This is a genomic window from Micrococcus sp. iso_229 (assembly GCF_058072725.1).
The window spans coordinates 710160-724090 of the sequence record NZ_CM176514.1 but is presented as its reverse complement, the minus strand read 5'-3'; the positions used below and the strand labels follow the sequence as shown (position 1 = coordinate 724090).

Here is a 13931-nt window from a genome sequence, read left to right as displayed (position 1 = left end):
GGGTCAGTCGGCGCCCCCGTGCCGCCTCAGTGGCCGCGGCCGGCGAGCAGGCGCGTCAGGGCCCGCAGCGCCGCGGCGACGGTGGCCTCCCGGATCGCGGCCCGGTCGCCGTCGAGCCGGAGGAGGATCGCGGTGGCCGCGCCGTCGCGCCCGCCGCCGAGCACGTCCAGCGCGTTCGCGTCCGCGTCGGGCACGGCCAGGCCGAGCCACACGGTGCCCACCGGCCGGCCCTGGTGGGGCTCGGGCCCGGCGACGCCCGTGGTGGCCACGCCGACGTCGGCGCCCAGGGCCGCGCGGGCGCCGAGGGCCATCCGTCGGGCCACGTCCGCGTCCACCGCCCCGACCCGCGTGAGCAGGTCCTCGGGCACACCCAGCAGGCCGGTCTTCACGGCGTTCTGGTAGGCCACCACGCCGCCGTGCAGCACGGCCGACGCCCCGGGGACGTCGGCCAGGCGCGCGGCCAGCAGGCCGGCGGTGAGGGACTCCCCCGTCGCCACCGTGAGGCCCGCGTGCGCGAGCGCGTGCACCACGTCCCGGGCGGCCGCCATGGTCATCGCCTCAGGCCCCCCGCTGGGCGGCGAGGGCGTCCCGGCGCAGGACCCACGCGTCCTTGACGTACTCCAGGCCGGTCAGCACCGTCAGCACGGTGGCGGCCCCGATGACCACCCAGCCGGCCCAGGGCCACCAGCCGCCCACGAGCGGAGCCAGGGGCAGGAGCAGCAGGCCGATGCCCACGGTCTGCAGCACGGTCTTGAGCTTGCCGCCGCGGCCGGCCGGCATCACGCCGTAGCGGATCACCACGAAGCGCATCAGGGTGATGCCCCATTCACGCACCAGGATCACGATGGTCACCCACCACCACAGCTCGCCCAGCAGGGAGAACAGCACGAGGGCCGTGCCCGTGAGCAGCTTGTCCGCGATGGGGTCCGCGATCTTGCCGAAGTCGGTGATCAACCCGCGGGCGCGGGCGATGTCCCCGTCGAGCTTGTCGGTGTACATGGCCGCCGCGAACAGCGCCAGCGCGAGCCAGCGGGCGAGGAGAGAGTCGCCGCCCCACGGCCCGCCGGCCCACAGCGCCCAGGCGAAGAAGGGCACCATCAGGATGCGCACCGAGGTCAGGATGTTCGGCAGGTTCCAGGCGGACACGTGCTGCGCCCCGCCCGCCGTGCTCATCTGCCCGTCAGCTGCCACGCGTCCTCCGATCCCTCGTCGTCGTCCTCATCGTTCCAGTCGACGGCGGCCGGGCGCGAGTCCAGGTCCTCCTGCACCAGGTCGCGCGGAGCGGACGACGCCGAGGCGGCGTCGTCACCGGTTCCGGTCGAGGGCGGGGTGTCTCCGGAGATGGTGGCGAGCACGTCCGCGAGGTCGTCGGGCTTGACCAGCACGTCGCGGGCCTTGGAGCCCTCGGAGGGGCCCACGACGCCGCGGGACTCCATGAGGTCCATGAGGCGGCCGGCCTTCGCGAAGCCCACCCGCAGCTTGCGCTGCAGCATGGACGTGGAGCCGAACTGCGTGGTGACCACGAGTTCGACGGCCTGCAGGAGCAGGTCCAGATCGTCGCCGATGTCCTCGTCGATGACCTTCTCGGTCTTCTCGGGGATCACGTCCTCGCGGTACTGGACCTGCATCTGCGACTTCACGTGCTCCACGACGGCGTGGATCTCGGACTCGTTGACCCACGCCCCCTGCACGCGCATGGGCTTGGACTTGCCCATCGGCAGGAACAGGGCGTCGCCCTGGCCGAGCAGCTTCTCCGCGCCGGGCTGGTCCAGGACCACGCGCGAGTCCGTGACCGACGACGTCGCGAACGCCATGCGCGAGGGCACGTTGGCCTTGATCAGGCCCGTGACCACGTCCACGGACGGCCGCTGCGTGGCGAGCACGAGGTGGATGCCGGCCGCACGGGCCAGCTGGGTGATGCGCACGATCGCGTCCTCGACGTCGCGCGGGGCGACCATCATCAGGTCCGCGAGCTCATCCACGATGACCAGCAGGTACGGGTACGGGCGCAGCACGCGCTTGGAGTCCGGCGGCAGCTTCACCTGGCCGGCCCGGACGGCCTTGTTGAAGTCGTCCACGTGCTTGTAGCCGAACGCCGCGAGGTCGTCGTAGCGGGTGTCCATCTCCTTGACGACCCACTGCAGCGCCTCGGCCGCCTTCTTCGGGCTCGTGATGATCGGGGTGACCAGGTGGGGCACGCCCTCGTACGCGGTGAGCTCGACGCGCTTGGGGTCCACCATCACCATGCGCACCTCGTCCGGGGTGGAGCGCATGAGGATCGAGGTGATCATCGAATTCACGAACGAGGACTTGCCGGCGCCGGTGGCGCCCGCCACGAGCATGTGGGGCATCTTCGCGAGGTTGGCCACCACGTAGCCGCCCTCCACGTCCTTGCCGACGCCCATCACCATCGGGTGGTCGGTGCGCTGGGCGGCCTGCGAGCGCAGGACGTCGCCGAGGGCCACGACCTCCTTGTCCGTGTTGGGGATCTCGATGCCGATCGCGCGCTTGCCCGGGATGGGGCTGAGGATCCGGACGTCCGAGGAGGCCACCGCGTACGCGATGTTCTTCTCCAGCGCCGTCACCTTCTCCACCTTGGTGCCGGGGGCGACCTCGACCTCGTAGCGCGTCACCGTCGGCCCGCGGGAGAACCCGGTGACCTGGGCGTCCACCTTGAACTCGGTGAACGTGGTGGTCAGGGCGGCGACGACCCGGTCGTTGGCCTCGGAGCGCTCCTTCGGCTGGGGGCCGGCAGGGAGCAGGGCCGACTGCGGCAGCGTGTAGGACACGTCCCCGCCCAGCGGGGACTGGGTGCCGCGGGCCGGCTCGGCGGTCACCGGCGGCACCGGCGCGGGGGTGCTGGCGGGCACGGCGGAGGACGACGACGACGCGGCGGTCCCGGAGCCCTGACCTGGGGCGTCGTCCAGGGCGAACGGGGTGTCCTCCCCCGCGTCCTCCTCCAGGGATGCGGCGGCCGGGGCGGCGGCCTCACGCTGGGCGCGGGCGTGTTCGCGCACCTGCTCGAGGGCACGGTCCGCGGCCGTGGGCCGGCGCACTCCGGCGGGCGGCTGCGGCTCGGCGTCCGCGTCCTCGGGCGCGTCGTCCTCGTCCACCCACGGGTCGAAGTCGTCCGAGGCGTCCTGGTCCGCGTCCCGCGGGTCACGCGCGTCTGCGGCGGCCTGCTCGGCGTCGAACACGCCCTGCTCCCCGCGAGCGGCTCGCCGGGGGGCGGGCCGGGGCAGGACCTGGGTGGTCTCCGCCTCGGGGGCGGCGTGGGAGCCGGCCTCGGCCTCGTGGATCACCGGGGAGTCGTAGGCGGTGCTGGCGGTGTGCTCCGGGGCGGCGTCGGCGGCCTGCTCCTCGCGTGCCCGGCGCCCGCCGAACAGGCGCGCGAACAGGCCGGGGCGGGAGGCCCCGGCGGCGTGGGCGCCGGCGGCCGGGCCGTCCAGGTAGGACTGGTCGTGGTCCGGGTGGGTGCGCCCGGTCTCCGCATCCACGGAGAGCGGGGTGGCGAGGTCCTCGGCCTCGCGGCGCTCCTCCCGGGCCCGGCGCCGCTCGGCACGGCGGGCGGCCCGCTGCTCGGAGGCACCCTCGGGGTCCTGGCCCGTGAGCCAGTCGTAGCCGCCCGCGATCCGCTGCGGGATCGAGCCGACGGGCGTCGCGGTGAGCACGAGCACCGAGAAGAAAGCCAGCAGGATCATGAGGACCCAGACGGGCACGGGTGTCAGCAGGGAGGCCAACGGCGCCGTCGCGAGGTAGCCGACCATGCCCCCGGCGCCGAGCATGTCCTCGAAGGCGTCGGCGGCCGAGGGCACGCCGCCCACGAGGTGGGCGATGCCGGAGCCCGCGACGGTGGCCATGAGCAGGCCGATGATGATGCGTCCGTTGGCGCGATGGTCCGTGGCGTGGCGGAAGCAGCGCACGGCCACGACGAGCAGGGCGATCGGCACCAGGAGGGCGAACCACCCGACGGTGCCGCCCACCACCCCGTGCACCACGCGGCCGACGACGGTGCCGCGCAGGCCCCACCACTCCACGGCCGCGATCAGCGCGGCGAGCAGCAGCAGGACCAGGCCGGTGCCGTCACGGCGTTCCTCGCGGTCGATGCGCACGTCCGGGCCGAGCTTGCGGAAGCCCGCGCCGACCGGTGTGGCCAACCCCATCCACAGGGTGTGCAGGGCGCGCAGGGGCGCGGCGGGCCGGTCGGCCTCGGGGACGGTCGCGGTCGACCCCTTCCGTCCGGAGCCTCGGCGTCCGGCGGAGCCGGAGCGGGACGTGGCGGAGGAGGAGGACGACGAACGCGTGGGGGAAGTACGGGTCGCCATGCCCACCAAACTACCGCGAACCGCGGACACGGCAGGCATGGCGACCCGGAGGGGTCAGGCCTCCAGGACCACCGGGATGATCATCGGGCGCCGGCGCAGCTTGCGGTTGACCCACGTGCCGACGGTCCGGCGGACCACCTGCTGGAGCTGGTGGGCGGTGTGGTCCTTGCTGGACTGCACGGCCTCCTCGAGCGCCCGGACGATCTTCGGCTTGATCTCCTCGAACACCTTCTCGTCCTCGGCGACGCCGCGGGCGTGGACGTCCGGACCGGACACGATCGTGCCCGTCTGCCGGTTGACCACGGTGATGATCGAGATGAAGCCCTCCTCGCCCAGGACACGGCGGTCCTTGAGGTCCGAGTCGGAGATCTCACCCACGGAGGAGCCGTCCACGTACACGTAGCCGCACTCCACCTCGCCGACGACCTTCACGAGGCCGTCGGTCATGTCCACCACGGTGCCGTTGCCGGCCAGGATGACGTTCTCGGCCGGCACGCCGGTCTTCTCCGCGATCCGGCCGTTGGCGATCAGGTGGCGGGTCTCGCCGTGCACCGGCATCACGAACTCGGGCTCGACGATGTTGTAGCAGTACAGCAGCTCGCCCTCGGAGGCGTGGCCGGAGACGTGCACCTTGGCCATGCCCTTGTGCACCACGGTCGCGCCGAGCTTCATGAGCCCGTTGATCACGCGGAACACGGAGTTCTCGTTGCCCGGGATCAGGGAGGAGGCCAGCACGACGAGGTCGCCCTCCTCCAGCTGCACCTGGTGGTCCCCGTTGGCCATGCGGGACAGGGCCGCCATCGGCTCGCCCTGGGAGCCGGTGACCATGAGCACGATCTCGTCGTCTCGGTACTTGTCCACCTTGCGGATGTCCACGAGGATCCCGTTCGGCACGTTGAGGTAGCCGAGCTTCGCCGCGATGGTCATGTTGCGGATCATGGAGCGCCCGCCGAAGGCCACCTTGCGACCGTGCTTGTGGGCGGCGTCGAGGACCTGCTGGACGCGGTGCACGTGGGAGGAGAACGAGGCCACCACGATGCGGCGCTTCGCCGTGGCGAAGTAGCGCTCGAGGGTGGGGCCGATCTCCGCCTCCGTGGTGGTGAACCCCGGGACCTCGGCGTTCGTGGAGTCGGTCATGAACAGGTCCACGCCCTCCTCGCCGAGACGGGCGAAGGCGCGCAGGTCCGTGATGCGGCCGTCGAGCGGCAGCTGGTCCATCTTGAAGTCGCCGGTGTGCAGGATGGTGCCGGCGTCCGTGTGGATGGCGACGGCGAGCGCGTCCGGGATCGAGTGGTTCACGGCCACGAACTCGCACTCGAACGGGCCGAACTCGACGATGTCGTCTTCCTTGACCACGCGGGTGCGCGGCTTGATCCGGTGCTCCTCGAGCTTGGCCTCGATCAGGGCGAGGGTCAGCTTGGAGCCGATCACGGGGATGTCGTCGCGCAGGCGCAGCAGGTACGGCACGGCGCCGATGTGGTCCTCGTGGCCGTGGGTCAGGACGATGCCGACGACGTCGTCCACGCGGTCCCGGATGTAGTCGAAGTCCGGCAGGATCAGGTCGACGCCGGGCTGGTGCTCCTCGGGGAAGAGGACGCCGCAGTCGACGATGAGGATCTTGCCGTCGATCTCGAAGGTGACCATGTTGCGGCCGACCTCCTCGAGGCCGCCCAGCTGGACGATGCGGCAGGTGCCCCGCTTGAGCTTGGGCGGGGTGGACAGGCGGGTGCCTGCGGTCATGGAACGGGTCCCTTCTAGAAGGTGATGCCGGCCTCCGCGAGGTCGGCTCGGATGACGGAGAGCTCGTCCGGCGTGGCCTGGACGAGGGGCAGCCGCACGGCTGCGGACGGGATGACGCCCTGGGCGGCGAGGACGGCCTTCGCGGCCACCGCGCCCTGGACGTGGGTCATGATGCCGCGCTGGACGGGGTCCAGCGCGAAGTGGTGATCACGGGCACCGGCCAGGTCGCCGGCGTGGACGGCGTCCACGAGCCGGCGGTACAGCTCGGGGGCCGCGTGCGCGGCCACCGAGACGACCCCGACGGCGCCGAGCGCCATGAGCGGCAGGGTCGCACCGTCGTCGCCGGAGTAGAGGTCGAGGTCCGTGTGCGCCAGGACGGTGGTGGTGGACTGCAGGTCCCCCTTCGCGTCCTTGAGCGCACGGATGTTGGGGTGCTGCGCGAGCGCGATGATCGTCTCGGGCTCGATCGGCATCACGGAGCGGCCCGGGATGTCGTAGAGCATGATCGGCAGGTCCACGCCGTCGGCCACGGCCTCGAAGTGCGCGCGGATGCCGGCCTGGTTGGGCTTGTTGTAGTACGGGGTGACGAGCAGCAGCCCGTCCACGCCCGTCTCGGCCGCGCGGCGGGACAGCTCGAGGGTGTGCGCCGTGTCGTTGGTGCCGGTGCCGGCCACGACCCTGGCGCGGTCCCCCACGGCCTCGACGACGGTGCGGAACATCGCCACGTTCTCGTCGTCCGTGAGCGTGGAGGTCTCGCCGGTGGTGCCGGTGACCACGAGGCCGTCGGCCCCGCGGTCCACCAGGTGCTCGGCCAGCGCGGCGGCCACCTCGAGGTCCACGGCGCCCTCGTCCGTCATGGGGGTGACCATGGCGGGCACGACCGTGCCGAAGAGCAGCTCGGAGGGGATGACGGCGGAACGGACGGCACTCATGGGCCCCACCCTACCTGCGAGACTGGGGGCCCGCGCCGTCCGTGGCCCCTCCGCGACGCGCGGCGACCCGAGAGGAGCCCGCCCTGCGTCCCGCCCCGCCCCCCGCCGCCGTCCGCCCGGACCGGCCCGCACGTCGCCGGCTGCCCGGCGTCGACGCGGCCCGCGGGATCGCCCTGCTCGGCATGATCACCGTCCACGTCGTCGACCCGGCGACGGCGGACGGGGCGCCGCACCCGGCGTTCCTGTGGTTCGCCGGACGCGCCTCGGTGCTGTTCGTCCTGCTGGCCGGCGTCGGGCTGGCCCTGTCCACGGGGGGCGCGACGCCGGCCACGGGGGTCCGGCGCGCGGCGCTGCGCCGCCGGATCGCCCGACGCGCGGGCCTGCTGTTCGTACTCGGGCTCGCGTGCGGGACGCTCGGCGTCCCCGTGGCCGTCATCCTGTGCCACTACGCCCTGCTCTTCCTGCTCGCGCTGCCCCTGCTGGGCCTGCGCGCCCGCGCCCTGGGCCTGATCGCGGGGGCGTGGCTCGTGCTCGGGCCGGTGCTGGTGTTCGCGGTGGTCGCGGCCGCGCAGGCCGCCGTGGGGCGCCAGGAGTTCTTCCTGGGCGGGCGGCTCTGGCTCTCCCCCGGCCCCGCGGACCTGCTGCGTCCCGGGCTGCTGCTGGCCGATCTGACGCTCACGGGCTACTACCCCGTCCTGTCCTGGGGCGCGTTCCTCGTGCTGGGGCTGGCCCTGGGGCGGCTGCCGCTGGACCGGCCCCGCGTGGCCGCCGGGATCCTCGGCGGCGGGGCCGCGGCGTGGGCGGCGGCCGGCGTCGTCGGTGCGGCGGTGCTGCGGGCTCCGGGCACGGTCGGGCGGGTCGCCGCGGCGATCGGCACGGACCCGGCCGAGACGGCGCTCACGCTGCGCACGGGCGAGCCGCGGCTCGCGCTGCTGATCCCGGATCCGCTGTGGCTCGCCCTGCCGACCCCGCACTCCGGGTCCGTGGTGGCCGCCGTGCTCGCGGCGGGCTGGGCCTGCGCCGTGCTGGGCGCCTGCCTGCTGGCCCGGCCGCTGGTCGGGCACGCCGCGCTGCGCCCGCTCGTGGGTGCGGGGCGCATCCCGCTCACGCTCTACGTGGGGCACCTCGTGGTGCTCGCGCTCGTGGACGCCACCGGGCTCGACCCGGCCGACGGGGCGCTGCTCGCCGCCCTCGTCGTGCTGTGCCTCACGGCCGGGCTGGCCGCCGAGCTCAGCGGCCGACGGGGTCCGCTCGAGGCCGTGATGGCCCGGCTCTCCCGGGCGGATTAGGAACGGGCCGTCGCAGGGCGCTGAGCGAGGCGTGGGCCGCGTCAGCCGGCGCGGTGCAGGCGGACGGCCTCCCGGGCCGCCTCGCGGGCGCGGCGGCGGTCGCCCGAGGCGTCGTAGGCCAGGGCGAGGCGGTAGCGGGCGCGCCAGTCGCGCGGTGCGGCCTCGGCCTCCACGCGGTACAGCTCGAACTGGGCGTCGGCGGCCTCCCGGTCGATCCGGCCGCCGGGCGAGCGCGGCAGGTCGTCCTCCGGCAGCCCGCCCTCGGCCTCGAGCTGGTCGGCCAGGCGTTCGGTCTGGCGGCCGAACCACACCTCGCGGGCCAGGACAGCCACGGTCACCAGCACCACGAGGATGACGCCCGCGCCGATCGCCTTGGCCAGCGGCTGCGGGGCGCGCACCAGCGCGACGGACGCGTTGAGGGCGAACCCGGCGAACAGCAGCACGAGCAGGCACACGAAGCCGACCCACACCTTGCTCATCACGGTCGAGCGGCGGGCGCGGGCGGCGTGCTCGGTCGGGCCCACGGCGCCGTCGTCGGGGGTGCGGGAGGGCTCAGCCAAGGTCCAGGTATCCGTCCAGTCCGTAGGTCAGACCCGGGCGGGAGGCCACGGTCCGCAGGCCGAGGACGACGCCGGGCATGTAGGCGCCGCGGTCGAACGCGTCGTGCCGGACCACGAGCTGCTCGCCCGGCCCGCCCAGCAGCACCTCCTGGTGCGCCTCCAGGCCACGCAGGCGCACCGCGTGCACGTGCACGCCGTGGACGACGGCACCGCGCGCGCCGTCCGGGTCGTGCTCGGTGGCGTCCGGGGAGACGGGCACGCCGGCCGCGTCCCGGGCCGCGCCGATGAGCTCGGCGGTCCGCACGGCCGTGCCCGACGGGGCGTCCACCTTGTCCGGGTGGTGCAGCTCGACGAGCTCGACGGACTCGAAGTACCGCGCCGCCTGCGCGGCGAACGCCGAGGCCAGCACCGAGCCGACCGAGAAGTTCGGGGCGATCAGCACGCCCACCCCCGGGTGCTCAGCCAGCTGCGCCTCGAGGCGCTCGCGGCGCTCGGGCACCCAGCCCGACGTGCCGACGACCGTGTGCAGCCCGTGCTCCACGGCGAAGGCCACGTTCCCGGGCGAGGCGTCCGGCACCGTGAGGTCCAGGACGTGCGTGGCGCCGGCGTCGAGCACCGCGTCCAGGCGGTCCTGCGAGCCGAGCTCGGCCACGAGCTCCAGCCCCTCGGCCGCTCGCACCGCGGGCACCGCGTGGCGGCCCATGCGGCCACGGGCGCCCAGGATCGCGACGCGCGGGACGTCGTCGGGAGCGGACACGGCGGAGGGGGTGCGGGTCTCGGTCATGGCCTCCAGCCTACGCGGCCCGCCCCGGCGGCCGTGGCCGAGGTCAGGCCGGGGCGACGACGACGCGCGCCCGGTCCCCCGCGGCCAGGCGCGCGGCCACGGCCCGGACCTGGCCGGCGTCGACCTCGCGGACCCGGGCGAGGGAGGCCGCCAGGTCCACGTACTCCCCCGTGACCAGCTCGGCCCGTCCCAGCCGGGACATGCGGGCGCCCGTGGACTCCATGCCCAGCACGGTGCCGCCGCAGATCTGCCCGTGGGCGCGCGCGAGCTCCTCCCCGGTGACGTCGGCCTCGGCCATCCGGTCCAGCTCGGCCTCCATCAGCGCGGCCACCTCGTCCACCCGGTCCGGCTGGCAGCCCGCGTACAGGCCCCAGTAGCCGGCGTCGGAGTACCCGGCGGAGAACGAGTAGGTGTTGTAGGCCAGGCCGCGGCGCTCGCGGATCTCCTGGAACAGCCGCGAGGACATGCCCCCGCCCAGGACGGACTGCATGACGCCCAGGGCGAAGCGGTCCGGGTCCGTGGTGGACAGCGAGCGGCCGCCGACGAGGACGTTGGCCTGCTCGACCGCCTTGGTGACGGTGTGCGTGCCGGTCCGCACCCGCGAGGCCGCGGCCCCGGCGGTGTCCACGGCACGACGCGGGGCGGGCAGGGCTCCCGGGGTGAGCTCCCAGCCCGAGACGCGCAGGGCGGCGAGGACGAGGCGGCAGACCTCGTCGTGGTCGAGGTGGCCGGCGGCGGTGACGACGAGCTCGTCCGGGCGGTACCAGTGCGTGTAGTGCCCGACCACATGGTCGCGGGTGACGGCCCGGATCGTCTCGGGCGTGCCGCCGATCGGCCGGCCGAGGGGGTGGCCGTCCAGCATGACCTCGGCGAGCTTCTCGTGGGCCACGTCCACGGGGTCGTCCGCGTCCATGGCGAGCTCCTCGAGGATCACGCCGCGCTCGGTCTCGAGCTCGTCCGGGTCGATCAGGGAGGAGGTGAGCATGTCCGTGAGGACCTCCACGGCCATCGGCAGGTCCTCGTCCAGCACGCGGGCGTGGTAGACGGTGGACTCCTTGGCTGTGCCGGCGTTGGACTCCCCGCCTACGCGGTCGAAGGCGGCCGCGATGTCCATCGCGGTGCGCGTGGGCGTGCCCTTGAAGAGCAGGTGCTCGAGGAAGTGCGTGGCGCCGTAGCCCTCGGGCGACTCGTCACGAGACCCGACGGCCACCCAGTAGCCGATGGTCACCGAGCGCTGGTCCGGCATGGCCTCGGTGAGCACGCGGACGCCGCCGGGCAGCACGGAGCGGCGCACCACGGAACCGTTGCCCTCGTCCGCCAGCACGCCGTCGAAGTCCAGGGGGATCTCACGGTGAACACTCATGACGGCCATTCTCGCCCATGCGCGACGCGGCGCCGCACCCCTCGCGGGGAGGGTGCGGCGCCGTCGTGGTCACCGGGCCGGGCGTGCCCGGCCGGGGCGGATCAGGCCTCGATCTGCGAGGACTCGATCGCGTCCGCGGTCTCGGTCAGGGCGTCGGACTCCGCCACCACCGGGGAGAGGGAGAGCTTGCCGCGGTCGTCGATCTTGGTGATCTCGACCTGGACCTTCTGGCCCACGCCGAGCACGTCCTCGACGTCGTCCACGCGCTTGCCCTCGTTGAGCTTGCGCAGCTCGGAGACGTGCAGCAGACCGTCCTTGCCCGGGGTGAGCGAGACGAACGCGCCGAACGTGGTCAGCTTCACGACGGTGCCGAGGTACCGCTCGCCGATCTCGGGGACCTGCGGGTTGGCGATCGCGTTCACCGCGGAGCGCGCGGCCTCGGCCGAGGCGCCGTCGGTGGCGCCGATCAGCACGGTGCCGTCGTCCTCGATGGTGATGTCCGCGCCCGTGTCGTCCTGGATCTGGTTGATCATGGCGCCCTTGGGGCCGATGACCGCGCCGATCTTGTCCACCGGGATGCGCACGGAGATGATCCGCGGAGCGGTGGGGGCCATCTCGTCCGGGGCGTCGATGGCGGCGTTCAGCACGGACAGGATGTGCAGGCGCGCCTCGCGGGCCTGCGTCAGGGCGGCGGCCAGCACGGAGGCCGGGATGCCGTCCAGCTTGGTGTCCAGCTGGATCGCGGTGACGAACTCGGCGGTGCCGGCCACCTTGAAGTCCATGTCGCCGAACGCGTCCTCGGCGCCGAGGATGTCGGTCAGGGCCGCGTACTGGGTCTGGCCGTCCACCTCGGCGGAGACCAGGCCCATGGCGATGCCGGCCACGGGCGCACGCAGCGGCACGCCCGCGTTCAGCAGGGACAGGGTGGAGGCGCAGACGGAGCCCATCGACGTCGAGCCGTTGGAGCCGAGGGCCTCGGAGACCTGGCGGATCGCGTAGGGGAACTCCTCGCGGGCCGGCAGCACGGGCACCAGGGCGCGCTCGGCGAGGGCGCCGTGGCCGATCTCGCGGCGCTTCGGGGAGCCCACGCGGCCGGTCTCGCCGGTGGAGTACGGCGGGAAGTTGTAGTGGTGCATGTACCGCTTGGCCGTCTCCGGCGCCAGCGAGTCGATCTGCTGCTCCATCTTGAGCATGTTCAGCGTGGTGACGCCCATGATCTGGGTCTCGCCGCGCTCGAAGATCGCGGAGCCGTGCACGCGGGGCAGGACCTCCACCTCCGCGGTCAGCTTGCGGATGTCCGTCAGGCCGCGGCCGTCGATGCGCACCTGGTCGGTGAGGATGCGGCGCCGCACGATCTGCTTGGTGAGGGAGCCGTAGGCCTTGGCGATCTCGCCCTTGCGCTCGGCGAAGTCCTTGCCCTCGCCGGCGAGCTCCTCGAGCACCTCGAGCAGGTAGGCGTCCGAGGCCGACTCGCGCTCCTGCTTGTCGCCGATGGAGAAGATCTCGGTCAGGCGGCCCGTGGCGAGCTTCTCGACGGCGGCGTAGGCGTCGTCCTGGTAGTCCTGGAACACGGGGACGTCCACCGGGTCCTTGCCGGCGCGCTTGACCAGGTCGGCCTGGGCCTCGCACAGGGCGCGGATGAAGGGCTTGGCGGCCTCGAGGCCCTCGGCCACGATCTCCTCGGTGGGCGCCTGCGCGCCGCGCTCCTTGACCAGGGTCCAGGAGTCCGGGGTCGCCTCGGCCTCGACCATCATGATGGCGACGTCGTCGCCCACCACGCGGCCGGCCACGGCCATGTTGAACACGGCGCCCTCGAGCTGGGAGTGCTTCGGGAACGCGACCCACTGGCGCGTGCCGGAGCCGTCGTCCATGAGGGCCATGCGCACGCCGCCGATGGGACCGGAGAACGGCAGGCCGGACAGCTGCGTGGACAGGGAGGCGGCGTTGATGGCCACCGTGTCGTAGATCTCGTCCGGGGCGATCGAGGTGACGGTCACGACGACCTGGACCTCGTTGCGGATGCCCTTGACGAACGCCGGGCGCAGCGGGCGGTCGATCAGGCGGCAGGTGAGGATCGCGTCCGTGGACGGGCGGCCCTCGCGGCGGAAGAACGAGCCGGGGATGCGGCCCGCGGCGTACATGCGCTCCTCGACGTCCACGGTCAGCGGGAAGAAGTCGAAGCCCTCGCGGGGCGACTTGCCCACGGTCGTGGCGGACAGCATCGACGTCTCCTCGTCGATGTAGACCATGGCGGCGCCGGCGGCCTGCTGGGCGAGGCGCCCGGTCTCGAAGCGGACGGTGCGCTTGCCGTACGAGCCGTTGTCGATGACGGCCTCGGCGAAGGTGATCTCAGGACCCTCCATGAGGGCCTCCTTTCAGGTGGACGGCGCCGCAGGCGCCCCTGTCCCCCTGGTCTTCGATCGAGGCCCTCGGCATCCCGCCGTGCGGCGGGGTCCGGGAGCCACTGTCGAGGACCGCGGGCGATGGGCGCGGAACCGTCGGGTGTGTCGATGATGCGGGGATGCGCGCCATGGCGCGCCGGGATGCCGCAGGCTGCGGCGGTCTCCCCCGGGACACACTACGTGCGTCCGGGGGCAGACGAAAGGCGGCGCCGGCGCTCGCGGGTCTCCCGCGGGCTCCGGCGCCGCCTCCTCAGGTCACTTGCGCAGGCCGAGGCGCTCGATCAGCGCGCGGTAGCGCTCGATGTCGACCTTCTGCAGGTAGCCCAGCATGCGACGACGGCGACCCACCAGGGCCATCAGGCCGCGACGGGTGTGGTGATCGTGCTTGTGCTCCTTGAGGTGCTCGGTCAGGTCCTTGATGCGGCGGGACAGGACCGCGATCTGCACCTCGGGGGAACCGGTGTCGCCCTCGTGGGTGGCGTACTCCTTGATGATCTGCTGCTTGACAGCGGGATCCAGGGCCATGGTGGGCCTCC

Annotated in this window: 11 protein-coding genes; 1 reads left to right on the top strand and 10 read right to left on the bottom strand. The window is 73.5% G+C overall.

Translation table 11 applies throughout. The features are described from left to right. Positions 1 to 26: 26 nt before the first annotated feature. The 5 genes from AC3RKA_RS03380 to dapA are packed head-to-tail and all read right to left on the bottom strand — an operon-like array spanning position 27 to position 6997. On the bottom strand, positions 27 to 548 hold the full coding sequence (locus tag AC3RKA_RS03380; protein ID WP_162838059.1) for a CinA family protein: 522 nt from the start codon (positions 546 to 548) through the stop codon (positions 27 to 29). Between the two features lie 10 nt (positions 549 to 558). Continuing rightward, entirely contained in the window at positions 559 to 1173 is a 615-nt protein-coding gene (locus AC3RKA_RS03375; protein ID WP_049161745.1) for a CDP-alcohol phosphatidyltransferase family protein, read from the bottom strand. Then, positions 1170 to 4325, bottom strand: a complete 3156-nt coding sequence (locus AC3RKA_RS03370) for an FtsK/SpoIIIE family DNA translocase (RefSeq protein ID WP_489727497.1) — start codon at positions 4323 to 4325, stop codon at positions 1170 to 1172. The genes AC3RKA_RS03375 and AC3RKA_RS03370 overlap by 4 nt, the downstream gene beginning before the upstream one ends. Before the next feature lie 54 nt (positions 4326 to 4379). Next, positions 4380 to 6065, bottom strand: coding sequence for a ribonuclease J (locus tag AC3RKA_RS03365; protein WP_002856517.1), 1686 nt, complete (start codon positions 6063 to 6065; stop codon positions 4380 to 4382). 14 nt (positions 6066 to 6079) lie between these two features. Further along, positions 6080 to 6997, bottom strand: coding sequence for a 4-hydroxy-tetrahydrodipicolinate synthase (dapA, locus tag AC3RKA_RS03360; RefSeq protein ID WP_431794038.1), 918 nt, complete (start codon positions 6995 to 6997; stop codon positions 6080 to 6082). A gap of 41 nt (positions 6998 to 7038) precedes the next feature. Between dapA and AC3RKA_RS03355 the strand changes: the two genes are divergently transcribed. Then, a complete protein-coding gene (locus AC3RKA_RS03355; protein WP_489727496.1) occupies positions 7039 to 8286 on the top strand; it encodes a heparan-alpha-glucosaminide N-acetyltransferase domain-containing protein in 1248 nt (415 codons plus the stop codon). 41 nt (positions 8287 to 8327) lie between these two features. Here the strand turns inward: AC3RKA_RS03355 and AC3RKA_RS03350 are convergent, their stop codons facing one another. The 5 genes from AC3RKA_RS03350 to rpsO form a co-directional block, all read right to left on the bottom strand. Then, positions 8328 to 8846 (bottom strand): hypothetical protein, encoded by a 519-nt coding sequence (locus AC3RKA_RS03350; protein ID WP_141843238.1) that lies wholly within the window; start codon positions 8844 to 8846, stop codon positions 8328 to 8330. Continuing rightward, positions 8839 to 9630 carry a 4-hydroxy-tetrahydrodipicolinate reductase gene (dapB, locus tag AC3RKA_RS03345; protein ID WP_115165211.1) on the bottom strand — a complete coding sequence of 264 codons (792 nt, stop codon included), beginning with the start codon at positions 9628 to 9630 and terminating at the stop codon, positions 8839 to 8841. The genes AC3RKA_RS03350 and dapB overlap by 8 nt, the downstream gene beginning before the upstream one ends. Positions 9631 to 9673: 43 nt before the next feature. Then, positions 9674 to 11002: a M16 family metallopeptidase gene (locus AC3RKA_RS03340; RefSeq protein ID WP_489727495.1), complete on the bottom strand. Its 1329-nt coding sequence runs from the start codon at positions 11000 to 11002 to the stop codon at positions 9674 to 9676. A 92-nt stretch (positions 11003 to 11094) separates the two neighbouring features. Beyond that, the gene (locus AC3RKA_RS03335; RefSeq protein ID WP_489727494.1) at positions 11095 to 13356 is read right to left on the bottom strand and encodes a polyribonucleotide nucleotidyltransferase; all 2262 of its coding nucleotides are present in this window, start codon (positions 13354 to 13356) and stop codon (positions 11095 to 11097) included. Between the two features lie 294 nt (positions 13357 to 13650). After that, entirely contained in the window at positions 13651 to 13920 is a 270-nt protein-coding gene (rpsO, locus tag AC3RKA_RS03330) for a 30S ribosomal protein S15 (protein WP_017488396.1), read from the bottom strand. Positions 13921 to 13931 lie beyond the last annotated feature (11 nt).

Excerpts from the sequence above, each read along its gene's own strand:
- AC3RKA_RS03365 (WP_002856517.1), bottom strand. The coding sequence starts at position 6,065 with ATGACCGCAGGCACCCGCCTGTCCACCCCGCCCAAGCTCAAGCGGGGC.
- dapA (WP_431794038.1), bottom strand. The coding sequence starts at position 6,997 with ATGAGTGCCGTCCGTTCCGCCGTCATCCCCTCCGAGCTGCTCTTCGGC.
- AC3RKA_RS03340 (WP_489727495.1), bottom strand. The coding sequence starts at position 11,002 with ATGGCCGTCATGAGTGTTCACCGTGAGATCCCCCTGGACTTCGACGGC.
- AC3RKA_RS03370 (WP_489727497.1), bottom strand. The coding sequence starts at position 4,325 with ATGGCGACCCGTACTTCCCCCACGCGTTCGTCGTCCTCCTCCTCCGCC.
- rpsO (WP_017488396.1), bottom strand. The coding sequence starts at position 13,920 with ATGGCCCTGGATCCCGCTGTCAAGCAGCAGATCATCAAGGAGTACGCC.
- AC3RKA_RS03380 (WP_162838059.1), bottom strand. The coding sequence starts at position 548 with ATGGCGGCCGCCCGGGACGTGGTGCACGCGCTCGCGCACGCGGGCCTC.
- AC3RKA_RS03335 (WP_489727494.1), bottom strand. The coding sequence starts at position 13,356 with ATGGAGGGTCCTGAGATCACCTTCGCCGAGGCCGTCATCGACAACGGC.
- AC3RKA_RS03375 (WP_049161745.1), bottom strand. The coding sequence starts at position 1,173 with ATGAGCACGGCGGGCGGGGCGCAGCACGTGTCCGCCTGGAACCTGCCG.
- dapB (WP_115165211.1), bottom strand. The coding sequence starts at position 9,630 with ATGACCGAGACCCGCACCCCCTCCGCCGTGTCCGCTCCCGACGACGTC.